A 25187-nucleotide genomic window follows, 5' to 3' on the forward strand; every position below is an offset into this window, starting at 1 on the left:
GCTGGTTTTTTATTGCCTGCGATTTACTCGCACGCACAAAAAAAGGCGCCTAATCACGGCGCCTTTCTTATCGTTACTGAGCCTCAGCCTTAGGCCACGGCATGATGGGGATCGCCGTAATGCTGTTTTGCGGACTGCCCTCAATCACCCGATCGCTGTACACCAAGTACACCAGCGCGTTGCGCTTACGGTCATGAAAACGCACCACCTGCATACTCTTGAACACTAATGAGGTGCGCTGCTTGAAGACCTCTTCGCCTTCTTTGAGCGGCTCAACAATCTGGATTGGGCCAACCTGACGACAGGCAATCGAGGCCTCGGAGCGATCTTCCGCTAAACCTAAGCCACCCTTGATGCCGCCCGTCTTGGCGCGTGACAGATAACAGGTCACACCCTGCACCTTAGGGTCATCAAACGCCTCAACCACCACCTTGTCGTTCGGGCCGAGCCATTTAAACACCGTCGACACTTCGCCAATCTCTTCTGCCATTACTGCAGAACTGCTTAACAGCAAGCCCACCAACACGCCATAACGCATGCCGAATCTCCTTAGACGAGCACCAAGTTATCGCGGTGCACCAACTCCAAATCATCCACGTAACCCAGCAAGCGTTCGATGGCCTCGCTAGGCTGACCAGCGATTTTACTGGCCTCCAGCGCACTGTAATTGACCAAACCGCGCGCCACCTCGGCACCATTGACATCCACGCAAGCGATCATCTCGCCACGACGGAACTGGCCACGCACTTCGCGCACACCCACCGGCAGCAGACTTCTATGCCCTTCGCGCAGCGCCCGCACGGCACCGTCATCCAACACCAGCGCGCCACGCATTTGCAGATGCCCAGCCAACCACTGCTTACGCGCCGCCAACGGCGTGCGTTCTGGGGTGAGCAAAGTACCGATGCGCTCACCCGCCTTTAAGCGGCTGATCACCTGCTCGATACGCCCACCAATAATCACACTGTGACTGCCCGAACGCGCCGCCAAGCGCGCGGCACGCAGCTTGGTCGCCATGCCGCCACGCCCCAACGCACCGGCACTGCCGCCGGCTTTGGCGTCGAGGTCAGGGTCATCCGCGCGCGCCTCAAGAATCAGCTGCGCATCGGGGTTATTGCGCGGATCAGCGTCGAACATGCCATCGCGATCGGTGAGGATCACCAGCAAATCAGCTTCCACCAAGTTAGCCACCAAGGCCGCCAAGGTGTCGTTATCGCCAAAGCGGATTTCATCGGTGACGACCGTGTCATTCTCGTTAATCACCGGAATCACGCCAAAATCCACCAAGCTGCGCAGGGTGCTGCGGGCATTCAGGTAGCGCTTGCGGTCGGACAAGTCGTCATGGGTGAGCAACACTTGTGCGGTGTGTAGACCATGCTGCTTAAAGCTGGACTCCCACGCCTGCACTAAGCCCATCTGTCCTACGGCAGCGGCCGCTTGCAGCTCGTGCATAGCCTTGGGGCGCTCCGTCCAGCCTAGCGTACGCATGCCGGCCGCTACCGCACCGGATGACACCAGCACCAACTCCACGCCTGCCTGCCGCAACGCAACCAGCTGCTCAACCCACACCGCCATGGCCGCACGATCAAGACCCTGCCCATCATTGGTGAGCAAGGCACTGCCGATTTTCACCACCCAACGCTTAGCCTGCTGAACTCTTTCGCGCATTTGTTCTTTCCACACAAACGAAGGGCGGTCAACGACCGCCCAAACACTATTACCCGACGTGATCAGTCGCGTACGTAGATGATCTCTGGACCATCTTCGTCGCCTTCCCAATCATCATCCAACTCTTCGTCATCGGTATCGCTGGGCAACAAGCCTGCTTTACGCAGCGCACGACGATCATCCAGCGTCTGGATATGCGCGCGTGCTTCAGCCTCGATACGCGCATCCAGCTCTTTAAGCTGCGCGGCAAAGGCCTCGTCTTCTTCGATCAGCTCACCGCGACGCTCCATGTAGGCCATGATGTCGCGACACAGCTGCTCGGTGCCTTCACGCTCCAGCGCAGAGATGGTGTACACCTTGCCCTGCCAATTCAAGCGCTCAACCACCGCCTGCACGCGCTCTTGCTGCTCATCTTCCAGCAGCTGATCGGCCTTGTTGAGCACCAACCAGCGCTCACGCTCCATCAATGCCGGGCTAAAACGTTCCAGCTCATTGAGGATAATCTCCGCCGCATCAGCAGGATCAGACAGATCCAACGGCGCCATATCCACCAAATGCAGCAACAGGCGCGTACGCGACAAGTGCTTTAAGAAGCGCGTGCCGAGGCCAGCACCATCGGAAGCACCTTCAATCAAGCCGGGGATATCTGCCACCACAAAGCTGCGATGCGAACCGACACGCACCACGCCCAAGTTAGGCACGATAGTGGTGAAGGGGTAATCCGCCACTTTCGGCTTAGCCGCCGAAACCGAACGAATAAAAGTACTCTTACCGGCATTGGGCATGCCGAGCAGGCCGACATCGGCCAGCACTTTCAGCTCCATCTTCAGGTCGCGACCTTCACCCAGCGTACCTTTACTGGTCTGCCGTGGCGCGCGGTTAACGCTGGACTTGAAGCGGGTGTTGCCCAAGCCGTGCCAGCCACCCTTGGCGACCAGCAGTTTTTGCCCGTCGGCTTTCAGGTCACCGATGATTTCCTGCGTACCCGCATCAATCACCGTGGTGCCAATCGGCACTGGCAAAAACATATCTTCACCCTTCGCGCCGGTGCAGTCTTTGCTGCTGCCGTTTTCGCCACGCTGCGCCTGAAAACGGCGCGTGTAGCGGTAATCCACCAAGGTGTTGAGGTTGACGTCAGCGACCAGATAAATCGAGCCACCGTCGCCGCCGTCGCCACCATCCGGACCACCTTTTTCGATGAATTTTTCACGGCGGAAGCTCATGCAGCCATTGCCGCCATCGCCAGCCTGAACGCGGATGCTGACTTCGTCTACGAATTTCATGGGACCATCTCCCACCCATTACGGATGGGCTCACTGTAGATCATTATCAATACAAACAAAAAAGCCCTGTCATCGACAGGGCTTTTTCAGTCAAGCAGTGATTAGGCGTTAACCACGGTCACGTACTTGCGGTTAAAGGCGCCCTTAACCTCGAACTTGATCACGCCGTCAGCCTTAGCGAACAGGGTGTGATCTTTGCCCATGCCAACGTTCGGGCCTGCATGGAACTTGGTGCCGCGCTGACGAACGATGATGTTGCCAGCCTTAACGATTTGGCCGCCGTACATCTTCACGCCTAAGCGTTTAGCTTCTGAGTCGCGGCCGTTGCGGGTACTACCGCCAGCTTTTTTGTGTGCCATGGATGCAATCCTCCAAAAAAGGGTTAGGCCTGAATGCCGGTGATCTTGATTTCAGTGAACCACTGACGGTGGCCCTGACGCTTCATGTGGTGCTTACGGCGACGGAACTTGATGATGCGAACCTTCTCGCCACGGCCGTGAGCCACAACTTCTGCGGTTACTTTGGCGCCATCAACAACCGGAGCACCGATTTTAACGTCGTCGCCATTGCCAACCAGCAGAACGCGGTCGAAAGCTACAGCTTCGCCAGTAGCGATTTCGAGCTTCTCAACCTTAAGGAATTCACCTTCGGCAACCTTGTATTGCTTGCCACCGGTAACGATTACTGCGTACATGTATGTTCTCCGTTAGTCCTGCTCACCCGGCGCTTTATCGAAAGAGTTATCGACCGGCATGGCTGTCGGCTTGGCGGAACCTTCCGCGTCACCCGACGATTGCGTAGGCAGGGAAAACCTGGGTAATAGATTCAGGGCCCGCGATTCTACGCAAAGCCTTGAGCGCAAGCAAGCCTGATTGGCTTTTGCCTTGACACCCCCAAGCCCCACACCTAGCATGCCGCGCAATCATTGAGGAAGCCCAGCAATTATGCAGCCCCAGGCCATTATCGAGCTGGTGGCCGACGACTTTGCCGCCGTCGACGCCGAAATCCGCGAGCGCTTGCAGTCGCGCGTGCCACTGGTCAGCAAGATTGGTGACTATATTGTCTCCGCCGGCGGCAAACGCCTGCGTCCGCTGCTGGTGCTGCTCACCGCCAACGCCCTTGGCCATCAAGCTAACAACCACCGCTTATTAGCTGCGATCATCGAATTCCTGCACACCGCAACGTTATTGCACGACGACGTAGTAGATGCCTCGGGCATGCGCCGTGGCCGCTCGACCGCCAATGCACTGTGGGGCAACTCACCCAGCGTGCTGGTAGGCGACTTCCTTTATTCACGCTCGTTCGAAATGATGGTCGAGCTCGGCTCGCTGCCGGTGATGCAAGTGCTCTCGCAAGCCACCCGCGTGATTGCCGAAGGCGAAGTGCTGCAGCTATCTAAAGTGCGCGATGCCAGCACCAGCGAAGAAACCTATATGGAAGTGATTCGCTGCAAGACCGCCATGCTGTTCGAAGCCTCAACCCACAGCGCCGCCATCCTCTGTGGCGCCAGTGATGAACAGCGCGAAGCGGTGCGCCAATACGGCGATGCCTTGGGCGTCGCCTTCCAGCTGGCGGACGACCTGCTCGACTACCGCGGCAATGCCGAGGAAATGGGCAAAAACGTCGGCGATGACTTGGCCGAAGGCAAGCCCACCCTGCCGCTGATTTACACCATGCGCGAAGGCACCGCCGAACAAGCCGCACTCGTGCGTGAAGCGATTCAGAAAGGTGGCAGCACCGATATCACTGCCATTGGCGCAGCGGTAGAGGCCAGCGGCTCGCTGGATTACACCGCCAAGCTGGCCCGCGAATACGCCGACAAGGCCGTAGAACTGCTCAGCGTACTACCCGCCTCGCCCTACCGCGAAGCGCTGGAAGGCTTGGCGCGCTTCTCGGTCGCCCGCACGCACTAAGCCGAACAGCACCTACGCAGTTCAGACAACGGCAGCTTCGGCTGCCGTTGGTCGTTTTCCGCGCCGCACACAGCAAAGCTCACTTGCACGCCTACTTAATGATAATTATTATCATTTGCAAATAAGCCAAGGAGGTGTGCTATGACGTATCTAATTGATGCCTGGCTGGAGCGGCCAGAACCCCGTTTACGGATTTTGCACTGCGGCACCGGCCGCGTGTGTGCCGAGCTGGATAGCCAAGCGATTCGCGAGCTGGTCGATCAAGGCGACCTAGACGTACACGAGCTGGAGCAAACCCCGCCACACGCGCAAAAAGAAACCGTGCGCCAGCTGTTTTTGCTCTGCTACGCCCGTGCGCTTGGGCAAAATCACTGGCTGTAAGCGCTTATCGCTCGCTAGCGCTGTTCATCCCCACCTGCAGCAGCAGGCTCAAACCCTGCAGGCCTTTCATCACAAACGCCTCATCGCCGCCCTCCGCGGGCGGCTGCAGTACGCCGTGAATCACTAACGACGCCAAGCCGTGGGTATACGACCAACTGGCCAGTGCGGCGCTGCGCACCTCGCTGCTATCCAACGGTTTTGCCAGCACCTCGGCGATCAGCTGCTTGAGCTCGCCAAAGGCCGCCTCACGAGCGATGCGCAGCGCTGGGCTCATGTCCTCAGTCGCCAGCTCGGCACCAAACATCAGCTGATACAGCGCCGGATTACGCCGTGCAAAGGCAAAGTAAGTGCGCACGCCGCCGCGCAACTTGGCATTTAAGCTCGCGCCATCATCGCGTTGCCGCAGCACTCGCCCTAACTCATCAAAGCCTTGTGCGGCCAGTTGGCTGAGCAGCTCGGTGCGATTGGCAAAGTGGTGATACGCGGCCGTAGAGCTCACCCCCACCCGCTCAGACACCGCACGCAACGACAACTTTGCCGGCCCCACCTCGGCCAACAGTTCTGCGGCCGCGCTGAGTAACTGCGGCGCCAAGTTGCCCACATGGTAGGTATCGCGTTTGTTTTTTGCCGATTGCGCCATAGCCGCCTCAGGTTCTGTGTCGCGTAATCCTATCACCCGAAAGAATCTTGACAGCGATAAGATTAAGCCCCTACCCTGCGAAAACGCACTCAGGTGATTCGCCAGCAGCACGCCGCCGAAACCCATCTGAGTTTTATTTTAGGCAAATCTTAACACCGCTAAGTTGAGGTTATTTTATGCACAGCTACGACGCCGTGGTGATTGGCGCCGGCAATGCCGGGCTTACCGCCGCCACCGCCCTGCAACGCGAGGGCAGCAAAACCTTGCTACTGGAAAGGCACAACATTCCCGGCGGCTGCGCGACCTCTTTCGTGCGCGGCCAGTTTGAGTTTGAAGTGGCCCTGCACCAGCTCAGCGGCCTCGGCACGCCGGACAAGCCGTTCATCATGCGCAAGGTGTTCGACAGCCTTGGCGTGCTGGATAAAGTCGAGTTCGTGCAAGAACACTCGCTGTATCGCTTGGCGGTGCCCGGCGAAATCGACGTTACCCTGCCAGCCAGTTGGAGCGGCCTGAAGCGCACCCTGATCGAGCTCTTTCCTGCCGAGCAAGCCGGCATCGAGGCCTTCTTAAAGCTTTGCGAAACCATCTGCCTAGAAAGCTTTATGACCCTGCCGCAAGCGCGCCGCGCCGGCAGCGAAGACATGCTGAAGAAGATGTGCCCCCACTATGTGAAATACGGCTTTATGAGTGCCAAAAGCGTGGTCGACGAGCACTTCCAAGACCCTAAGCTTAAAAGCCTGATCAGCGCCTATTGGTTGTACCTTGGCGTGCCGCCGGGTGAGATCCCCTTCCCTGATTTAGCAGTGATGATTTACGCCTACGCGGCGTTTAAACCGTGGCATATCAAGGGCGGCTCGCAGGCGATGTCTAACGCCTTAGTCGAGTCGTTCTTAGAAGCCGGCGGCGAAGTACGCTTTAACTGCGGCGCCGAGAAAATCCTCACCGACAACGGCGCAGTCAGCGGTGTGCAGCTAGAAACCGGCGAAGTGGTTAAGTGCCGCACGGTGGTCTCCAACGCCAGCCCGCTGATGACCTTTAACGAGCTGCTCGACGGCCAGCAACCGCCACTACCTGTGCAGCAAGACTTCAAGTCGCGACGCATGGGCACCTCGGCGTTTGTGATTTATCTGGGCTTGGACTGCACGCCGCAAGAACTGGGCATCACCGCGGCTTCGAGCTTCGTCTACCAAACCTTAAGCGATGAAGCGCTGTACCAGCGCATGGGCAGCCTGGAAGCGCCTTTAGGCGGCATGCTGACCTGCTACAACTTTGAAGAACCCGAGGCCGCGCCGCCGGGCAAAAGCCAAGTGGTGCTGGTGTGCCTGCAATACGGCGATGTGTGGAATAGCGTGGCACCGGAAGACTACGCGAAAACCAAGTACGCCTTTGCCGAGCAGCTGATCGACGTGATCGAGCAGGTGTACCCCAAGGTGCGCGACTACATCGAAGAAGTCGAAGTCGCCACACCGCTGACCATGATGCGCTACCTCAACACGCCCAGCGGGGCGATCTACGGCTTCCGTCAAAGCACGGAAGACTCAGCCCTGCTGCGCGAGCGTTTAGACGGTGTACCGGGCTTGTACTTAGCCAGCGCGTGGACAGGCATGGGCGGTTTCCAACCCACCTACATGGCCGGCGAATCCACCGCCCGCGCCGCCCTGAAATACATCAAAGCGCAGCACACCGAGGTGGCCCATGTCTGATAACAACCTGCTTAACGCGGTGGCTGGCTTTCGCGATGCTATGGCCGCCAAAGATGCCCTCGCGCAGACCGGCAGCGACTTCACTGAAGTCAAAGGCGCGGTGGCGAAAACCATCAGCCAACTGCACCCCAAACGCCTCGCCCTCACGGTGACGCAGATCGTCGAAGACACCCCCTCGACCAAAACCCTGCGCGTCGCCGCCAGCGACAGCCGCCTCCTACCGCCTTTTCAGGCCGGGCAATACATCAACGTGTTTGTGCAGATTAATGGCGTCGAAACTGCGCGGCCGTATGCGGTGGCCTCGTCTCCGTGCGAGCGCCGTTACTACGACCTGACCATCAAGCGCGCCCAAGGCGGTTTTGTCTCGCATCACCTGCTGGATGCCGTGCAGGTGGGCGATAGCCTGCAAAGCTCAGGGCCGATGGGCAGCTTTCACCACAACCCAGTGTTTCACGGCGATGACCTCGTGTTTTTAGCCGGTGGCTCGGGCAGCGTGCCGGCGCGCAGCATGTTGCTGAACATTCTGCACAACGACTTGCCGTTTAACTTTCAGCTGATCTACGCCAACAGTTTTGTGGATGACGTGATCTACGCCGACGAACTGCGCCAACTGGCCAGTGAGCACGCCAACTTCCGCTTAGATGAAATCATCTCGCGCCCACCTGCTGGCTTTACTGGCCGCAGCGGGCGCTTAACTGGCGAGGTGTTGCGCGAGCTATTAGGCGAGCAGCTTGACGGCAAGATGTTCTACATCTGCGGCCCCACGCCGTTTAACAACAACTGCCTTGAGCAACTGCTAGCGCTGGGCGTTAAACGTCGGCGTATTCGCATTGAAGCCAACGGCGCACCGAAAAGCCCCGACCAACAAGCCGGCTGGCCGCAAGGCGTGAGCTTGGATGATGAAGTCACCATCAGCGTGCGCGGCAAAGGCAGCTTTACCGCCAAAGTGGGCGAACCGTTACTCAATAGCTTAGAGCGCAACGGCTATGGCGCAGAAAACGCCTGCCGCTCGGGCGAGTGCAGCTTGTGCCGCATTAAGCTGCTGTCTGGGGCGGTGTTTAACCCTACAGAAGCGCATTTGCGCAAATCCGACCGCGACTTTGGCTGGATTTATTCCTGCGTGGCGTTTCCGACTGAGGACATCGAGATCCTTCTGTAAAGCAGCCGACAAGGCATAAAAAACGGCCATCCGCTTGCGCGTGATGGCCGTTTTTTTCGCAGAACGTCTTACAGCACGTTCAGCAGCTCAACATCAAACACCAGCACCGAGTGCGGCGGAATGCTGCCAGCGCCTTGCGCGCCGTAAGCCAGCTCGCTCGGTACGTGCAGACGCCACTTGGCGCCTTCGCCCATCAGCTGCAGGGCTTCTACCCAGCCAGCAATCACGCCGTTAACCGGAAACTCAGCCGGCTCGCCACGCTGATACGACGAGTCAAACACGCTGCCGTCGATCAGGGTGCCGTGGTAGTGGGTGCGCACGCGGTCGGTGGCAGCAGGCTGGCGGCCTTCGCTGGCATTGATCACTTCATACTGCAGGCCCGAGGCCAGCACAGTTACGCCTTCGCGCTTGGCGTTTTCTGCCAAGTAATCCAAACCGGCTTGCTGCGCTTGCTCGGCACGCGCGGCGGCTTCGGCCTGCATTTTTTCGCGGATGACTTTAAAGCTCGCGCTCAAGTCAGCCATCGGCACAGCGCTGGCTTCGCCCTGAAACGCTTGGGTAAGACCGGCGATCACCTGATCCAACAACATGCCCGGCACAGGGTTGTCACGCAGCTGATCACCCAGCTGGCGGCCAATGCCGTAACTTACGCGGGCTTCATCGGTATCGGGTACTTGGTGCGACATGCGCGACTCCTGCTAACAATTCAACGAGGCGCGCAGCCTAACACATTCGCCCAGCCCTGCCCTTGTCAGTCACCAAGAGGGCTGATTATGCACCGGCACCCGCAATGGCTCGGCGGCTTTGCCGGGCAGGCCAATCATTTCGTCATGCACCACGGCATGCACTAAATGCAGCGGCACCTCGGCCGGCATGCCTTGCAGCACTTCACGCGCGTGCTCCACCGAACGCAGGCGTAACTCGCCACCGTTGTGCGCCTGCACCGGCATGCGGCGCCCGTCCATTTGCGCCTCTAGCACATAAATGCCGCCTTCCAGCGAGACCAAATCCAGCGCCTCGATTTGCCCGCCATGGGCCAGTACGGAGAGTTCTTCTAGGTTCATGGTGTTCCTCCTCTGCCTAGAAAAACCTTTACACCAAAAACACAGATGTACAAGTTTTAACCTGCATTACCCGACCAACGCGCATAAAAAAACCGCAGGGCTCGCCTGCGGTTTTTTACCAGCCCTACCAGCCGCTTAATGCTTGGTGAGCTTATCCAAGTAGCCCATGGCAAAGGCCGAGGCGACAAAGGTCATGTGGATAATCACGTACCACTTTAGGTACACCGGCTCGATGTTCTGCGCATCCATAAAAATACGCAGCAGGTGGATGGAGGAAATCGCCACGATGGACGCCGCCACTTTGTTCTTCAGCGAGCTGGAATCCATCTTGCCCAGCCACGACAGGCGTTCTTTGCCTTCGGCCAGATTGATCTGCGACACGAAGTTCTCGTAGCCCGAGATCATCACCATCACCAACAAGCCGCCGACCAGCGCCATGTCGATCATCGCCAGAATGGCCAGCACTAAGTCCGATTCGGTCAGCGCAAAGACGTTGGGGATGACATGCACCAGCTCTTGGAAGAACTTCAGCGCCAAGGCCAACAGCGCCAGCGACAGACCTAAGTAAATAGGCGCCAGTAACCAACGGGCGGAGTACATGACTGATTCGATAAAACGTTCCATAACGCTCCTCAACAAGGGGTGAACGATGCGGCGCGAGTATACCCAGCTTAACCCTGCATACAAGGCACGCCCCGCGTGAATGCCTAGCCAAGCCACCCGCTGGCATAACCGCAGAGTTAATCCCCAGCTTCTGTGGATAACTCTGTGAGTGGCCTTGGAGTAAGCGGCTACACGCTAAGCCTGACGCGGCTTATAGCAGATTGATCAGGATTTGCTCAGCACAGCCCCAAAAGCGCCCAGCGCCGTCAAAAGCCATGCCTGCCTACGCAGCAACCACGCACCGTCATGCCCCTGCAACGCACCACAACGCGCCGAGGCCTAGGGCAAGGCGATAGCGAACCACGACGCCCACAGCCATCGCTTAGCAAAAGCCCAGAAAACGCAGATTTATTAATAAAAACAGTGCATTACAAGCGATTAGAGGAGCAACAGCTAAGCAGCAGCAACACGGCGTCAAGCTCAGCCGCTGCACACCAGCAAGACAGCGCTTGTACTGCCCCACTGTGCATTGAAGGCCCTACAGGCCGCTCAGCAGCAGCTTGCAGCCGGTGGGGCTATGACATATCCAGTGACACATTCCCCAGCGCACAGAGCATGCCGACAAGTGCGGTACGCCTTCGCAGGTTATCCCCGCTCGCTGTGGATAACTCTGTGCATGGCCTTGGGGAAAGCCCGCCTGAGCGAGTCTGGCCGGTGCCTGCAGCAGATTGTGCAGTGACCGACCAGACAGACTATGAACCCGCGTCGCGTTTAGCCCTTGGCGTCAGCCTCTTCGCTGCCCTCAGCGCCTTCCGCGCCTTCGGCCTCTTCACGCTCATCTTCGCTGAGCTGGGCAATATCGTGCAGGCGCTCGACCACGCGAGCATTCACCGAGCCTTCGGCAAACTGGCCATCGTCGGCCAAGGCGCCGGCGTCTTCGCCGAGCAACAGGCCGAGCGCTTCATCCACTTGGCGCACCGCGTAAATGTGGAAGCGCCCAGCTTTCACCGCATCGATCACGCGCTGCTCAAGAATCAAGCTCGGCACGTTGGAGCGCGGGATAATCACCCCTTGCTCGCCGGTTAAACCGCGCGCTTCACAGAGACGGAAGAAGCCTTCAATCTTCTCGTTCACCCCGCCTACGGCCTGCACTTCACCAAACTGGTTGATCGAGCCGGTGATGGCGAAGCACTGTTTGAGCGGCGTGCGCGACAAGGCCGAGATCAGCGCACAGACCTCACCCAACGAGGCACTGTCGCCATCCACATAGCCGTAGGATTGCTCCAGCGCGATGCTGGCGGAGATTTCCAGCGGGAATTGCTGCGCGTAACGGCTGCCCAGATAGCCGGTCAGAATCATCACGCCCTTGGAGTGAATCGGCTGGCCAAGGTTGACCTCGCGCTCAATATCCACAATGCCGTTGCCGCCGGGGTACACCGTGGCGGAAATCCGCGCGGGCACACCAAACGCCGAGTCGCCGACTTCCAGCACTGTCAGGCCGTTGCACTTGCCCACCGCAGCGCCTTCGGTGTCGATCAGGATCACGCCGTCGAGCATGTCATCGAGAATCCGCGCCGAGACACGCCCGGTACGGGTGGCTTTGGCTTTGAGCGCCCGCTCGATGTGCTGCACATCGGTGTATGGATCGCCGGCCAAATTGCGCAAGAAATCGGCTTCGCTAACCAACTGGAATACATCGGCAATCCGTGCCGACAAGCGCCTTTGATGCTCGGCCAGACGCGCGCTGTAGATCACCAAACGCTGCACGGCGGCGCGGGTGAGCGGCGCCAAGCCTTCTTCGCTGCAACGGGTTTTCAGCAGCTGGGCGAAGCTTTCTAGGCTCTCGCCGGTGCACGGCAGGTCTTCGTCGAAGTCGACCAGCACGCGGAACATTTCCTGAAAGTCCGGATCGAGGTCTTGCAGGGTGTAATACACATGCCGCGAGCCAATCAGAATCACCTTGATATGCAGCGGAATCACCTGCGGCGACAGGCTCACCGCCGCCAAACGGCCCAGTTCGGCCAAAGGCGATTCCATTTTCAGCGTGCGCGAATGCAGCGAGCGTTTGAGGGCTTCCCAAACAAACGGCTCGGCGAGCATTTTTTCTGCCTCAAGCACCAGATAGCCGCCGTTGGCGCGGTGTAGCGCGCCGGGGCGAATCTGCCGGTAGCTGGTGGACAGCACGCCTTGGTCAGACACGTATTCCACGCGACCAAACAGGTTGTCGTAGGACGGGTGCGCCTCGAACACCACCGGCGCGCCGGCTTGCTCCCCGTGGCCGACCACTAAACTGGGTGCATACAGCTCGGTGAGCAGCTGTTTTTTGTACGCATCTGGGCGACTTTCCAGCGGGCGTTCTTCCACCAGCAGATCAATCACCACCTTCTGCAAATTGGCCTGCATGGCCTCTAAGTAAGCCAACACGCAGGCTTGCTCGGCGTACTGCTCGCGCAGCGGGTCGAGCAAAGGCTGCAGCGCTTCGGTGATCACTTCTTCATTGAGCTGACGCAGCTGGTTGCTGTTTTCACGCTTCCACTGCGGCAGGTTCGACAGCTCCGCGCTTAAATAATCCTCCAGCGCGCTGATGTCTTCGTGAAAGCGCTCGCGCACGGCTTCAGGCAGCTGGGCGAACTCGGTTTCATCCAACGCCTTGCCGTCTTGCATCGGCGTAAACGCCACGTTGTTGGCATCGCGATACAGCGCGACGTTTTTCTCCAGTGCCTTGCGCTCGACCTTATCCAGCGCGCGGTCGTATTGCTGGTTGAAGATGCGCTCGATGGCGGCTTTACGCTGCTGAAACGCCGGGGTTTCGAACACCGCCGGGAAGGTCGCCAACAGGTTATCCAGCAGCTGATCAATCACCGCAATCAACTGGCACGCCGTGCCCGAGGGCAGCTCCAGCACTTTGGGCTCGCGCGGCTCGTCGAAGTGATTCACATAGCAATAGTCACTCGGCGTGGCTTGACGCTTGGCCTCCGCCTTGAGGTAACGCTGCACATAGGAGAAACGCCCGGTGCCCGACTCACCCATCACAAACACGTTGTAGCCGCTACGCGGCATGGCCACACCGAACTGCAACGCTTCGACAGCGCGTTCCTGGCCGAGTACGCCGCGAAACGGCTCTAGCTCGTCGGTGTGGTTAAAGTTGAGCGCCTGCTCGTCCAGCTGGATGCTCAGTTCATGAAGGCCCAAGGCCAAAGGGGAAGCCGTTTTCTTTGCCGGCATGCCTAATCCTTATCTGCGGCGGGCGCGCGCAGCGCCCGGATTGATGCAATAAAGCGGCATTGTCGCCCCAGTGCCGCAGCAACGCCAGCGTAACGCCGCGTGACGGCTGCACCGGTGCGGCACTAGGCGTGCTCAGCCTTCTGCGCACAGGCAATGCACAGCTCAGCCAGCGGCATGGCCTCAAGGCGGGCGGCTTGAATGTCTTCACCGCAGGCTTTGCAGCAGCCGTATTCGCCACTGGCGAGGCGCTCTTGGGCATGCTGCACATCGATTAGCGCTTGCTCGGTTTCCAGCAGCAAGGCGTTGAGCACTTCGTCGTTTTCCCGCTCGCTGGCTTGCTCGGCGAAATCCGCCGAACGGGTTTGGCTGAGGTCACGGCGCAGCGCCTCGCGCCGGGCACGGTACTCTGCCGCCAGGTTAGCCAACTGTTGCTCGCGATTGAGGGTAGACATGGCTGACTCCTTCGTTGCCTGTATTGAGTATTGGTCATCTACGCCAGTCTTGCTGGCTGCGCGCGTGACACGCCGCACTTGGCGTTATCCTCGCGCGCTTAAACACCCTGCGCGCTGACCTGCATCAGCCTTCCGGCGTGCATGCGACCAATGGGCCACAGCGGCGAAATAGCATCACGCGCCGATTGGCCCTATAATCCGGCGCACTTTTTGACCTGCGTTGAAGGTAGAACCATGAGCTACAGCAAGATCCCGGCCGGCAAGGACCTGCCCAACGACATCTACGTTGCCATCGAAATTCCGGCCAACCATGCGCCGATCAAGTACGAAATTGATCACGACATGGACACCCTGATGGTCGACCGTTTCATGGCCACCCCCATGTTCTACCCGGCCAACTACGGCTTTATTCCGCACACCCTGGCTGACGATGGCGACCCGCTGGACGTGCTGGTAGTCACCCCCTACCCGGTAGCGCCGGGCTCAGTGATTCGCTGCCGTCCGGTTGGCGTGCTGAACATGACCGACGAAGCTGGTGGCGACGCTAAGCTGGTGGCAGTGCCGCACGACAAGCTGACTCAGCTGTACAAAGACGTGCAGGAATACACCGACCTGCCGGCGCTGCTGCTGGAGCAGATCAAGCACTTCTTCGAGAACTACAAAGACCTCGAAAAAGGCAAGTGGGTTAAGGTTGAAGGCTGGGAAGGCGCCGACGCCGCCCGCGCTGCGATCACCAAGGCTGCGGCTGCCTACAAAGGCTAATCTGCACGCCTGACAAACAAGGTCGACCCTAGCTGTCGGCCTTTTTTGTGTCTGGAGATTTTATGGATACCGTCGCCATCACCCAGCAACTGCATGCCCTGCGCGATCGCATGGACTGGCAGCGCTTTCACAACCCGAAAAACCTCGCCATGGCCGCCAGCGTCGAGATGGCCGAGCTGGTGGAGTGTTTTCAGTGGTTAAGCGATGCGCAAGCGCGCGAGCTCAATACCGAGCAGCTAGAAGCCTGCGGTGAAGAAATCGCCGATGTGGTGTTGTATTTATTGCTGCTGTGCGCCGAGCTCAAGCTGGATATGCCCAGCGTTGTCGCCGACAAGCTAGCCAAGAATGCCGCGCGCTGGCCGGAGCCGAAGCCATGAGTGGCGACCGTTATTTCGACGAGCTATCCAGCCGCTTCGCCAGCAAGATTTACGGCAGCACCAAAGGTGCGGTGCGCTTAGCCGTGCTGCAACGCGACTTGCTTGAGGTGCTGCCGAAGCGCCCCTTGCGCGTGTTGGACATCGGCGCCGGCCAAGGGCACATCGCCCTCTGGTTAGCCCAGCAAGGCCACCAGCTGACACTGACCGAACCTTCCGCAGCCATGCTAGCCGAGGCTGAGCACGCCTTTGCTGAAGCTGGCTTAGACGCACGGTTTATTCAATGCCCGTGGCAAGACCTCAACCAACACTTAGCCAGCGAGCGCTTTGATCTGGTGCTCTGCCATGCGGTGCTGGAGTGGTTAGCAGAGCCGCTGACTAGCCTCAGCACCCTGCACCGCTTTGTCAGTGACGATGGCTGGCTGTCGCTGGCGTTCTACAACCAAGATGCGCTGCGCTACCGCAACCTGATCAAAGGCAACTTCCGAAAGGTCAGCAAAGAGCACTGGCGCGGCGAGCAAGGCGGCTTAACCCCACAGCAACCCATCGACCCGCGCCTGCTGGAAAGCGCGCTCACAGAGGCAAGCCTCGCAGTGCAGGCACGCAGCGGTATTCGGGTGTTTTTTGACTACATGCCCAAGCAGTTTCAAAGCCACGCGAGCCTTGAAACCTATGTCGAGCAAGAGCTTGCCCATAGCCGCCACCCGACCTTTGCTGGGCTTGGCCGTTACTTGCACTGGCTGTGTCAGCGGCAATAAAAAAGCGCCGAGCTGGTTAACCAGCGCAGCGCTTTTTAGTAAGGCACCGATTAAGTCAGCGCCTTCTATCGCAGGCTAAGGAAGCACTGATTACTTGATCTTGCTACCGTGCGCTTGTTGATCGGCGTGGTACGACGAGCGCACCAAGGGGCCGGAAGCCACGTTCTTAAAGCCCATCGCCTCGCCTTTCTCGGCGAACATGGCGAAGGTATCCGGGTGCACAAAGCGCTGCACCGGCAGGTGGCTGCGCGACGGTTGCAGGTACTGGCCTAGGGTGAGCATATCGATGTCGTGCTCGCGCATGCGCTGCATCACTTCCAGCACTTCGTCGTCCGTTTCGCCCAAGCCCAGCATCAGGCCCGATTTGGTCGGCACGCCCGGCACACGCTGTTTGAATTTTTCCAGCAGGTCCAACGACCACTCGAAATCCGAGCCGGGGCGCGAGGCTTTGTACAGGCGCGGCACAGTTTCCAGGTTGTGGTTGAACACATCCGGCGGCTCGGTGGCGGTGATATCGAGGGCGATGTCCATACGGCCACGGTAGTCCGGCACTAAGGTTTCCAGCTGCACGCCGGGTGAGAGCTTGCGAATCTCGCGCAGGCAGTCGGCAAAGTGCTGCGCGCCGCCGTCACGCAGGTCGTCGCGATCTACCGAGGTGATCACCACGTACTTCAGGCGCAGGTCGGCAATCGCCGTGGCCAAGTTCATCGGCTCGTCGGTATCCAGCGGCTTGGGTCGGCCATGACCCACATCGCAGAATGGACAGCGCCGGGTGCAGATGTCACCCATGATCATGAAGGTGGCGGTGCCTCCGCTGAAGCACTCACCCAAGTTCGGGCAGCTGGCTTCTTCGCACACGCTGTGTAGCTTGTGCTGGCGCAGCAGCTTTTTGATCCGCTCGACTTCCGGCGATACCGGCATGCGCACGCGAATCCAGTCCGGCTTACGCGGCAGTTCATCGGTGGGAATAATCTTCACCGGGATACGCGCCACCTTGTCGGCGCCGCGCAGTTTAACTCCAGCTTCTACTTTAGCCGGGCGCTTGCCGGGCTCTTGGGGCGTGCTCATAGCGGTTCACTTCCTGCGCGGCGGATCTCGCTCGCGGCATAGTTCAAATGATGGGCCAGTTGCGCCGCCAATTGCTGACGCACGGTCTCCAGTGACACGGCCGGGGTTAAGGCACGCATCTGAGTCATCGCCATCCCGGCGTAACCGCAGGGGTTGATGCGTGCAAAGGGTTCTAAATCCATATCCACGTTCAGGGCTAAACCATGAAACGAGCAGCCGTGACGGATACGCAGGCCCAATGAGGCAATCTTGGCGTTATCGACATAGACGCCCGGTGCATCGGGTTTGGCCACAGCGGTGATGGCATATTCGCCTAACAGGGCGATCAAGCTGTTCTCGATCTGGCTGACCAGCTCGCGCACGCCAGTGCCGCGCCGCTTGACGTCGATCAGCAGGTAAGCCACCAACTGGCCGGGGCCGTGATACGTGACCTGCCCGCCGCGATCGACCGGCACCACCGGAATATCACCCGGCGCTAACACATGCTCGGCTTTACCAGCTTGGCCTTGGGTGAACACGCGCGGGTGCTCCAGCAGCCAGATTTCGTCCGGCGTTTCAGCACCACGCGACTCGGTAAAGGTCTGCATGGCATGCCACGTCGGCACGTAATCAACTAAGCCGAGGTCACGAATGACCAGCGCGGTGCTCATTACAGCACCATGTGTACGCGGCCCGTAGCCCGCAGGTCTTCATGCAGCTGCTTAAGTTGCGCTTCGCTGGTGGCCAACATGCGCACCTGCACGGAGACAAAGCGTCCGTTGCTGGAGGCCCGCAGGTTGACGCAGGTTTCGTCGAACGCCGGGTCGTGGCGCTGGATGATTTCGATCACCACGCTGGAGAAATCCTCGGCGGCATCACCGATGATTTTCACCGGGTAGTCGGCGCAGGGAAATTCGATTTTTGGCGCTTGTACGTCTTCGCTCATAACACCTCAGGCTTGTGGCCCGCAGCCGCTGCCGGCGGATAACCGGCGGCGGCCTGATTAACGATTAATTGAACAGATTAAAGAAGAATAACCGCAGGCCATCCCAGATCCGACGGAAGAAACCGCCTTCCGGCACTTCTTCCAAGGCAATCAACGGCGCACTGTGCAGCACTTGATCGTCCAGTTTGACCTCAACCTGACCAATCGCCTGGCCCTGCTTGATGGGGGCAATCAGCGGGGATTGCAAGGTCATGCTGGCTTTAAGCTTCTGCAGCTGGCCACGGCCAACGGTGAGGGTCAGGTCTTCAGCCAAGCCGGCTTTAACTATGCTCTGCTCGCCCTTCCACACTTGGCTTTGCGTCAGCTCAGCACCTTTTTGGTAGAAGGTCTGGGTTTCGAAGAAACGGAAGCCGTAGGTCAGCAGCTTTTGCGTTTCGGCCGCGCGGGCTTGCTCGCTGTTAGTGCCGAACACCACGGCAATCAAGCGCATGCCGTCACGCACGGCGGAAGCCACCAAGCAATAGCCGGCCTCTTCGGTGTGCCCGGTTTTCAGGCCATCGACGGTTTTGTCGCGCCACAGCAGAAGGTTACGGTTGGGCTGTTTGATGCCGTTCCAGAAGAATTCCTTCTGCTTGTAGATCTCGTAGTGGGCCTGATCTTCGTAGATGATCGCGCGTGCCAGCTTGGCCATGTCCATCGCCGAGGAGTAATGCTCGGGGTCTGGCAGGCCGGTGGCGTTCATGAAGTGGCTGTTGCTTAAGCCCAAGCGCTCGGCGGTGCTGTTCATCATGTCAGCGAAGGCATCTTCACTGCCGGCCACGTGCTCGGCAATCGCCACGCTGGCGTCGTTGCCGGACTGAATGATGATGCCGTGCAGCAGGTCATCCACCGACACTTCTTTGCCCACTTCGATAAACATCCGCGAGCCGCCGGTACGCCAAGCTTTTTCGCTGATGCTCACTAGGTCGCTTTCTTTGATCTGCCCACGACGGATTTCCAGCGTGGCCAGATAAGCCGTCATCAGCTTGGTCAGGCTGGCCGGCGGCAGGGCTTCGTTGCCGTTGGATTCGACCAGAATGTTGCCGCTGGCGGCATCCATCAGCACATACGACTTAGCCGCTAACTGCGGCGGTGCCGGCACAATGCTCTGCGCCGGGTTAGGCGCGGGTGTCGGCATGGGGGTTTGCGCCACAGCAAAAGCACTGCTGCAAGCAAAGATCAGGGCGATAAGGCGGTTAGTTTTTTTCAGCATGACAAGCGTTCTAGTGTTGCGGTGGATTGGCGGCCCCTACCGCTAGGCCGTGCAAATTCGGTTACTGCTGGGTGACCACGTGGCCGGCATCAAAATTGGCCACGCGCAGTTCATCCTGCAGGCGGACAGCTTCTTCCCGACTCGCAAGCGGGCCGATGCGTACTCGGTGCAGGGTTTGCACGCTCTGATTCAGCGGCGCGACGAGCACGTTGGTGTTCAGCTGTTGAGACAATTTGGCGCGCAGCAGTTCCGCTGCGTCCGGGTTGGCGAAGGCTCCGACTTGGAGATACAGCCCAGCGGGCGATGCAATGGGCTTTTTTTTTGCGTCGATCTCCGTGCTGGAGACAGCGCTGACCGCCATCGGCTCACTGGGTGGCGGCGCATAGGTTTCAGCCCCCTGCGCTTGCGGCGCTTTGGGCGGCAAAGCCAGCACCAACGGCGCACTCTGGCCGCGCTCGGCCCACCACTGCTGCGGGTCAATAGCCTCGACGCGCACCGGAGCAACGCCCTTCTCGGCATAACCAAGCTTCTTCGCCGCAGCGAACGACAAGTCGATCACCCGGTCGGAATAAAACGGCCCACGGTCGTTAACCCGCACGATCACGTTCTTGCCGTTCTCCAGATTGGTGACGCGCACGTAACTGGGCAGCGGCAAGGTTTTATGCGCGGCAGTCATGCCGTACAGGTCGTAGGTTTCGCCATTGGCGGTGGCTTGGCCGTGAAACTTAGTGCCATACCACGAGCCCGTGCCCTCGACGCGATAATTGCGCGAGCTGGTCAGCGGAAAATAACGCTGGCCCATCACGGTATACGGGCTGTTTTTGTACGCCCCATTATGCGGCGTGGGCACGGCATCGGGGATTTGCGACACATCGACGTCCCACCACGGCGCGCCATCACGGTTAGGCCGGTTATAGGCTGAAACGGGCCCGCTAATAGGGCTAGCCGAGTACTCTGTCGGCGCTTGTTGTTTGCTGCCACAACTGGCCAGCAACAAGGCCGCAGAGCCCAGCAAAACAGCCTGCGATAACGGGCGTAACAGCATTAGTTGGCACCTCGTGCACGACGAATTTCACCGGCCAGCTGATGCACGGCCAAGGCGTACATCACGCTACGGTTGTAGCGGGTGATAACGTAGAAGTTCTTCTGCCCCAGCCAGTGCTCATTACCCTCGGCGCCTTCTAGGCGATAAGCCGTCACCAGCATATCGGCGGGCAGGTTGTCTTCACTCTGCCAGCCCAGCTCGGCCAGCTCAGCCACGGTTTTCACCGGGTCGAGGCCTTGAGTTAAGCCTTCATCCACCCGCGAGCCACTCACGCTAGCGCGCGACACCACTGCACCACCAGTTACCCAGCCATGCACTTTGAAGTAGTTGGCCACGCTGCCAATGGCATCGACCGGGTTGCTCCAAATATTGATGTGCCCGTCGTTATCGAAATCCACCGCGTAGGCGCGGTAGCTCGACGGCATAAACTGCGGCATGCCCATGGCACCGGCGTAAGAGCCTTTGAGGGTGAGCGGGTTAACTTGCTGATCGCGGCTTAACAGCAGGAACTCACGCAGCTCTTTTTTGAAGAAGTCGGCGCGCGGCGGGTAATCAAAACCCAGTGTCGACAGCGCGTCGATCACGCGGAAGTTGCCGGTGATACGACCATAAAAAGTTTCTACGCCAATGATCGAGACAATCACCTCAGCCGGTACGCCGTAGGTTTGCTCGGCGCGCGCCAGGGTGGCGGCGTGTTGTTTCCAGAAATCCACACCACGCTGAATGCGTTGGTCGGTGATGAAAATCTTGCGGTAATCCTTCCACGGCTTGGCGCGCTCAGCTGGGCGCGAAATCGCATCCAGAATGCTTTGCTTGCGCTCCACCTCAGTGAACAAGCCATGCAGCTGCTCCTGAGCAAAGCCATGGTTATTGGCCATGTCCTGAATAAACGCCTGCACTTGCGGCTGGCTTTGATAATCCGCCGCCTGCACAGCCGTAGAAGCCCCCAAACCGGCCAACAGTGCGGCCAACAAACCTTTGCGAAGACGCATTAACTCGTTCTCTTTATTTAACCTTGGGCGATCCACTTGCGGTGCGTGTGAATCGACATCATGACGCCAAACCCAGCCAGCAAGGTGACAATCGAGGTGCCACCATAACTGATAAATGGCAAGGGTACCCCCACCACCGGTAACAATCCGCTAACCATGCCTATGTTGATAAACACATAAACAAAAAACGTCAGCGTGATTGTGCCCGCCATCAGCTTGCCAAACAGGCTCTGTGCTTTATAGGTGATGGCCATACCACGAGCCACCAACAGTAAATACAAAAACAGCAGCAGGCAGATGCCTACTAGCCCAAACTCTTCGCCAAGCACGGCAATGATAAAGTCCGTGTGACTTTCGGGCAAAAAATCCAAATGCGACTGCGTGCCCTGCAGCCAGCCTTTGCCATACACACCGCCAGAACCAATCGCCGCCTTGGACTGAATAATGTTCCAGCCCGAGCCCAGCGGATCGCTCTCGGGGTCGAGAAAGGTCAACACGCGCTGCTTTTGATAATCGCGCATGACAAAGAACCACATACCGATAGCCAGCGGCACCACGGCAGCCACGGCGCTAAGAATCCAACGCCACTGCAAGCCGCCCATAAACAGCACAAACGCACCGGAGGCGATAATCAGCAGCGAGGTGCCTAAGTCGGGCTGAATCAAGATCATGCCGAACGGCACCACCGCCAGCGCCAGCGCCACCACAATGTGTTTTAGGCGCGGCGGCAAAGCGCGACTGCCTAAGTAGCTGGCCACCATCATCGGCACGATCAGTTTCATGAATTCCGACGGCTGAAAGCGAATCACCCCGGGAATGTAAATCCAGCGCTGCGCACCTTTGGCGCCATCGCCCGCCACCAGCACAATACCCAACAGCACTAAGCCGCCGACATACGCCAACACCACCCAGCGGGCCATAAAACGCGGCTCGAACTGAGCGATGATCAGCATGCCGGTTAAACCAATGCCAAACGACACGGCCTGGCGAATAACCAAGCCCCAGTCTTTACCGCTGGCCGAATACAAAACAAACAGGCCCGTAGCGGCAATGGTCAGCAAGATAAACAGCAGCTGCCCGTCGATATGCATGCGCTGTAACAGCGAAGCACGCCGACGCATTAAGTCTTCTCGGGTGATGTTGCGGTCGAAGTTATTGGCCATGGGCTTCCTCGGGCGGTGGCGGCGGATGGTACTCCACCTTGCCGCTGTGCGCCTTGAGCTTGCCTTCGGCATCTAGCAGCCAAGCATCCATGACTTTTTTCACCACCGGCGCGGCCACACCACTGCCGGACTCACCGTTTTCCACCATCACTGCCACGGCAATGCGTGGCGCATCGGCCGGGGCAAAGCCGATAAACAAGGCATGGTCGCGATGGCGTTCATTGATTTTGTTGCGGTCGTACTTTTCACCCTGCTTGATCGCCACCACCTGCGCGGTGCCACTTTTGCCGGCGATTTGATACGCCGCCGTACTACCGACGCGGTAAGCCGTGCCGCGCGGGTAATGCAGCACGTTGATCATGCCTTCAATACCGCGATCCCAGCTTTTCGGGTCTTTGAGGGTGACGTTCGCAGGTGTTTCCGGCTCGTCAATCGGCTGATCGCCAAGCAAACGCACCATGCGCGGACGAATCCACTGGCCACGATTGGCCATCACCGCCGTGGCCTGTGCCAGCTGCATGGGCGTGGCGAGCATGTAACCTTGGCCGATCCCGGCGATCAGCGTTTCACCGGGGTACCAGGCTTGATTGCGCACGGCGCGCTTCCACTGCCGTGACGGCACCAAGCCTTCACTTTCTTCACGGGCCAAGTCGACAGTCACACGCTGACCTAAGCCAAACGCTTTCATGTATTCGCTTAAGCGATCGATGCCCATCTTGTGGGCTAGGTCGTAAAAGTAGGTGTCGTTAGAACGGTAGATAGCCATGTTCATGTCGACCCAGCCATCACCGGTACGGTTCCAATTCCGATACAGGTGTTTAACGTTGGGCAACTTATAAAAGCCGGGGTCGAATACACGGTTCTGCGGTGTCACCACGCCGGAGTCCAAACCGGCAATCGCCACCATCGGTTTGATGGTCGAGCCCGGCGGATAGGTGCCGCGTAGCACGCGGTTAAACAGTGGGCGGTCTATCGAGTCGCGCAGCTCGGCGTAATCTTTAAAGCTAATGCCGGTGACGAACAAGTTAGGGTCGTAGCCCGGCTGGCTGACCAGCGCAAGAATACCGCCGGTTTGTGGCTCAATCGCCACCACTGCGCCACGGCGACCGCCTAAGGCTTGCTCGGCGACTTCTTGCAGGTCGGCATCCATATACAGGTGCAGGTCAACGCCGGCCTGTGGATCGGTGCGCTTAAGCACGCGCATCACTCGGCCACGGGCGTTGGTTTCTACCTCTTCATAACCCACTTGGCCATGCAGGCGGTCTTCGTAGAAGTATTCAATGCCGGTTTTACCGATATGGTGAGTACCGGCATACGCCACGGGGTCGAGCTTCTTCAGCTCTTGCTCATTAATGCGCCCGACGTAGCCGACCGAGTGAGCAAAGTGCTCTTTAAACGGGTAGTGGCGCACGAGGTTGGCCTGCACTTCGATACCGGGCAGGCGATATTGATTCACCGCGATGCGGGCGATTTGCTCTTCACTTAAGTTGAACAAAAACGGCACCGGCTCGAAGGGCCGCCGCCCTTGGCGCACGCGGCGCTCAAACAAGCGCCGGTCATCGGCGCCTAGTTCAAGGACTGCGACCACCTCATCGAGCAGATCAGGCCAACTCTGTCCGGCCCGCTCGCGGGTTAAGGTGAGGCTAAAACTGGCGCGGTTATCGGCGAGAATTTTGCCGTTGCGGTCGTAAATCAGCCCGCGGTGCGGCGGGATGGGCAACACGTGCACGCGGTTGTTTTCCGACAGCGTGCTGTGATGCTCGTACTGCGTGACCTGCAGGTGGTACAGGCGCGCAAACAAGATGCCCACCAAGATCAGCACAAATAACACACCCACCCACACGCGCGAGCGCACCACGCGGGCGTCACGTTCGTGATCTTTCAGGCGGATGGGCGCGGCCATAACAGGTGGGCGACTCGTTATTTGTGGTAAGGATGGCCGGACAGCACAGTCCAAGCGCGGTACAGCTGTTCAGCCAACAAGACCCGCACCAAGGGGTGCGGCAAGGTCAGCGGCGACAACGACCAACGCTGTTCGCTGCGCGCGCATACCTCAGGCGCCAGCCCTTCCGGGCCGCCGACCATCAAGTTGACGGTGCGCGCATCGAGGCGCCAGTTATCCAGTGACTGCGCCAGCTGCTCGGTGCTCCACGGCTTGCCTTCGACTTCTAGGGTGACAATACGTTCCCCAGCGCCGACTTTGCTCAGCATGGCTTCGCCTTCTTTGTGGATCAGCCGCGCCACATCGGCATTTTTGCCGCGCGTCGACAGCGGAATCTCCACCAACTCCAGCGTCAGCTCAGGCGGCAGACGCTTGGCGTATTCTTGCCAGCCGTCTTCCACCCAACGCGGCATGCGCGTGCCCACAGCAATCAGGCGAATTTTCACCGTGCTTATTCGCCCTGCGACTGATGCTGCTCGCGGCTTTGCGCGGTGCTCTGCCACAGGCGCTCAAGGTCGTAAAACTCACGCGCGGTAGGCTGCATGACGTGCACCACGACATTGCCCAAGTCGAGCAGCGCCCACTCGCCACTGTCTAGGCCTTCGCTGCCGAGCACGCTAACGCCTTGCTCTTTGGCTTTCATCATCACGCTGTCGGCCAGCGACTTAACGTGACGGCCCGAAGTACCGCTGGCGATGATCATCACATCGGTGACGCTGGTTTTTTCCCGCACGTCGATGGTGACGATGTCTTTGCCTTTGATCTCTTCTAAGGCGGCGACCGCCAGTTCGACCAGTTGTTCTGTTTGCATGCTG

General features: G+C 59.0%; 28 protein-coding genes. 7 read left to right on the forward strand and 21 right to left on the reverse strand.

All coding sequences use genetic code 11. The annotated features are described in order from the left end of the window. Nucleotides 1-73 precede the first annotated feature (73 nt). The 5 genes from BMX80_RS05095 to rplU form a co-directional block, all read right to left on the reverse strand. The gene (locus BMX80_RS05095; RefSeq protein ID WP_074865897.1) at nt 74-538 is read right to left on the reverse strand and encodes a CreA family protein; all 465 of its coding nucleotides are present in this window, start codon (nt 536-538) and stop codon (nt 74-76) included. A gap of 11 nt (nt 539-549) precedes the next feature. Beyond that, nucleotides 550-1668, reverse strand: coding sequence for a glutamate 5-kinase (gene proB, locus BMX80_RS05100; protein ID WP_074865904.1), 1119 nt, complete (start codon nt 1666-1668; stop codon nt 550-552). A 62-nt stretch (nt 1669-1730) separates the two neighbouring features. After that, nucleotides 1731-2951 (reverse strand): Obg family GTPase CgtA, encoded by a 1221-nt coding sequence (cgtA, locus tag BMX80_RS05105; RefSeq protein ID WP_074865907.1) that lies wholly within the window; start codon nt 2949-2951, stop codon nt 1731-1733. Nucleotides 2952-3052: 101 nt separating this feature from the next. After that, nucleotides 3053-3310: a 50S ribosomal protein L27 gene (gene rpmA / locus BMX80_RS05110; protein ID WP_071873211.1), complete on the reverse strand. Its 258-nt coding sequence runs from the start codon at nt 3308-3310 to the stop codon at nt 3053-3055. A gap of 23 nt (nt 3311-3333) precedes the next feature. Next, nucleotides 3334-3645, reverse strand: coding sequence for a 50S ribosomal protein L21 (gene rplU / locus BMX80_RS05115; protein WP_071873212.1), 312 nt, complete (start codon nt 3643-3645; stop codon nt 3334-3336). 250 nt (nt 3646-3895) lie between these two features. On the opposite strand from rplU, the gene ispB reads away from it, so the two are divergent. Both ispB and BMX80_RS05125 read left to right on the forward strand, forming a co-directional pair. Next, nucleotides 3896-4864 (forward strand): octaprenyl diphosphate synthase, encoded by a 969-nt coding sequence (ispB, locus tag BMX80_RS05120; protein WP_074865910.1) that lies wholly within the window; start codon nt 3896-3898, stop codon nt 4862-4864. A 141-nt stretch (nt 4865-5005) separates the two neighbouring features. Continuing rightward, nucleotides 5006-5245 carry a PA4570 family protein gene (locus tag BMX80_RS05125; RefSeq protein ID WP_071873214.1) on the forward strand — a complete coding sequence of 80 codons (240 nt, stop codon included), beginning with the start codon at nt 5006-5008 and terminating at the stop codon, nt 5243-5245. Between the two features lie 4 nt (nt 5246-5249). Here the strand turns inward: BMX80_RS05125 and BMX80_RS05130 are convergent, their stop codons facing one another. Further along, the gene (locus BMX80_RS05130; protein ID WP_074865913.1) at nt 5250-5885 is read right to left on the reverse strand and encodes a TetR/AcrR family transcriptional regulator; all 636 of its coding nucleotides are present in this window, start codon (nt 5883-5885) and stop codon (nt 5250-5252) included. Nucleotides 5886-6061: 176 nt separating this feature from the next. Here BMX80_RS05130 and BMX80_RS05135 point away from each other — a divergent pair, with 176 nt between their 5' ends. Both BMX80_RS05135 and BMX80_RS05140 read left to right on the forward strand, forming a co-directional pair. Beyond that, nucleotides 6062-7588 (forward strand): phytoene desaturase family protein, encoded by a 1527-nt coding sequence (locus tag BMX80_RS05135; protein WP_074865917.1) that lies wholly within the window; start codon nt 6062-6064, stop codon nt 7586-7588. Further along, nucleotides 7581-8747 carry an FAD-binding oxidoreductase gene (locus BMX80_RS05140; RefSeq protein WP_074865920.1) on the forward strand — a complete coding sequence of 389 codons (1167 nt, stop codon included), beginning with the start codon at nt 7581-7583 and terminating at the stop codon, nt 8745-8747. Before BMX80_RS05135 ends, BMX80_RS05140 begins: the two co-directional genes overlap by 8 nt. A gap of 68 nt (nt 8748-8815) precedes the next feature. Here the strand turns inward: BMX80_RS05140 and BMX80_RS05145 are convergent, their stop codons facing one another. The 5 genes from BMX80_RS05145 to BMX80_RS05165 form a co-directional block, all read right to left on the reverse strand. After that, nucleotides 8816-9433, reverse strand: a complete 618-nt coding sequence (locus tag BMX80_RS05145) for an FKBP-type peptidyl-prolyl cis-trans isomerase (protein WP_074865923.1) — start codon at nt 9431-9433, stop codon at nt 8816-8818. A 69-nt stretch (nt 9434-9502) separates the two neighbouring features. Next, complete coding sequence (locus tag BMX80_RS05150; protein ID WP_071873219.1) at nt 9503-9811, reverse strand: DUF6482 family protein; 309 nt, start codon at nt 9809-9811, stop codon at nt 9503-9505. Nucleotides 9812-9946: 135 nt separating this feature from the next. Then, nucleotides 9947-10435, reverse strand: a complete 489-nt coding sequence (locus BMX80_RS05155) for a TIGR00645 family protein (RefSeq protein WP_071873220.1) — start codon at nt 10433-10435, stop codon at nt 9947-9949. Between the two features lie 750 nt (nt 10436-11185). Next, nucleotides 11186-13639 carry a Lon protease family protein gene (locus tag BMX80_RS05160; protein WP_074865926.1) on the reverse strand — a complete coding sequence of 818 codons (2454 nt, stop codon included), beginning with the start codon at nt 13637-13639 and terminating at the stop codon, nt 11186-11188. 122 nt (nt 13640-13761) lie between these two features. Further along, nucleotides 13762-14091 carry a TraR/DksA family transcriptional regulator gene (locus tag BMX80_RS05165; protein ID WP_074865928.1) on the reverse strand — a complete coding sequence of 110 codons (330 nt, stop codon included), beginning with the start codon at nt 14089-14091 and terminating at the stop codon, nt 13762-13764. Between the two features lie 234 nt (nt 14092-14325). On the opposite strand from BMX80_RS05165, the gene ppa reads away from it, so the two are divergent. From ppa to BMX80_RS05180, 3 genes are all read left to right on the forward strand, one after another. After that, on the forward strand, nt 14326-14853 hold the full coding sequence (gene ppa / locus BMX80_RS05170) for an inorganic diphosphatase (RefSeq protein WP_071873223.1): 528 nt from the start codon (nt 14326-14328) through the stop codon (nt 14851-14853). Between the two features lie 62 nt (nt 14854-14915). Further along, on the forward strand, nt 14916-15230 hold the full coding sequence (locus tag BMX80_RS05175; protein WP_074865930.1) for a nucleotide pyrophosphohydrolase: 315 nt from the start codon (nt 14916-14918) through the stop codon (nt 15228-15230). Further along, nucleotides 15227-15985 (forward strand): methyltransferase domain-containing protein, encoded by a 759-nt coding sequence (locus BMX80_RS05180; RefSeq protein ID WP_074865933.1) that lies wholly within the window; start codon nt 15227-15229, stop codon nt 15983-15985. The genes BMX80_RS05175 and BMX80_RS05180 overlap by 4 nt, the downstream gene beginning before the upstream one ends. Nucleotides 15986-16075: 90 nt before the next feature. On the opposite strand, the gene lipA is transcribed toward BMX80_RS05180, so the two are convergent. From lipA to rsfS, 10 genes are all read right to left on the reverse strand, one after another. Next, on the reverse strand, nt 16076-17053 hold the full coding sequence (gene lipA, locus BMX80_RS05185) for a lipoyl synthase (protein WP_074865936.1): 978 nt from the start codon (nt 17051-17053) through the stop codon (nt 16076-16078). Next, on the reverse strand, nt 17050-17703 hold the full coding sequence (lipB, locus tag BMX80_RS05190) for a lipoyl(octanoyl) transferase LipB (protein WP_074865939.1): 654 nt from the start codon (nt 17701-17703) through the stop codon (nt 17050-17052). Before lipB ends, lipA begins: the two co-directional genes overlap by 4 nt. Then, nucleotides 17703-17978: a DUF493 domain-containing protein gene (locus BMX80_RS05195; protein ID WP_071873228.1), complete on the reverse strand. Its 276-nt coding sequence runs from the start codon at nt 17976-17978 to the stop codon at nt 17703-17705. The genes lipB and BMX80_RS05195 overlap by 1 nt, the downstream gene beginning before the upstream one ends. A 64-nt stretch (nt 17979-18042) precedes the next feature. Next, the gene (locus BMX80_RS05200; RefSeq protein WP_074866132.1) at nt 18043-19155 is read right to left on the reverse strand and encodes a D-alanyl-D-alanine carboxypeptidase family protein; all 1113 of its coding nucleotides are present in this window, start codon (nt 19153-19155) and stop codon (nt 18043-18045) included. 136 nt (nt 19156-19291) lie between these two features. Next, nucleotides 19292-20275, reverse strand: a complete 984-nt coding sequence (locus BMX80_RS05205; RefSeq protein ID WP_083394245.1) for a septal ring lytic transglycosylase RlpA family protein — start codon at nt 20273-20275, stop codon at nt 19292-19294. Then, nucleotides 20275-21267 (reverse strand): lytic murein transglycosylase B, encoded by a 993-nt coding sequence (gene mltB / locus BMX80_RS05210; RefSeq protein WP_074865942.1) that lies wholly within the window; start codon nt 21265-21267, stop codon nt 20275-20277. The genes BMX80_RS05205 and mltB overlap by 1 nt, the downstream gene beginning before the upstream one ends. A gap of 17 nt (nt 21268-21284) precedes the next feature. After that, nucleotides 21285-22430 (reverse strand): rod shape-determining protein RodA, encoded by a 1146-nt coding sequence (gene rodA / locus BMX80_RS05215; RefSeq protein WP_074865946.1) that lies wholly within the window; start codon nt 22428-22430, stop codon nt 21285-21287. Further along, entirely contained in the window at nt 22420-24333 is a 1914-nt protein-coding gene (gene mrdA / locus BMX80_RS05220) for a penicillin-binding protein 2 (RefSeq protein ID WP_074865950.1), read from the reverse strand. The genes rodA and mrdA overlap by 11 nt, the downstream gene beginning before the upstream one ends. A 17-nt stretch (nt 24334-24350) precedes the next feature. Further along, a complete protein-coding gene (gene rlmH, locus BMX80_RS05225) occupies nt 24351-24818 on the reverse strand; it encodes a 23S rRNA (pseudouridine(1915)-N(3))-methyltransferase RlmH (RefSeq protein WP_074865953.1) in 468 nt (155 codons plus the stop codon). A gap of 5 nt (nt 24819-24823) precedes the next feature. Next, the gene (rsfS, locus tag BMX80_RS05230; RefSeq protein WP_071873295.1) at nt 24824-25183 is read right to left on the reverse strand and encodes a ribosome silencing factor; all 360 of its coding nucleotides are present in this window, start codon (nt 25181-25183) and stop codon (nt 24824-24826) included. Between the last annotated feature and the right edge of the window lie 4 nt (nt 25184-25187).

Origin of the sequence: Atopomonas hussainii (assembly GCF_900109735.1) — a bacterium.
Classification (GTDB): domain Bacteria; phylum Pseudomonadota; class Gammaproteobacteria; order Pseudomonadales; family Pseudomonadaceae; genus Atopomonas; species Atopomonas hussainii.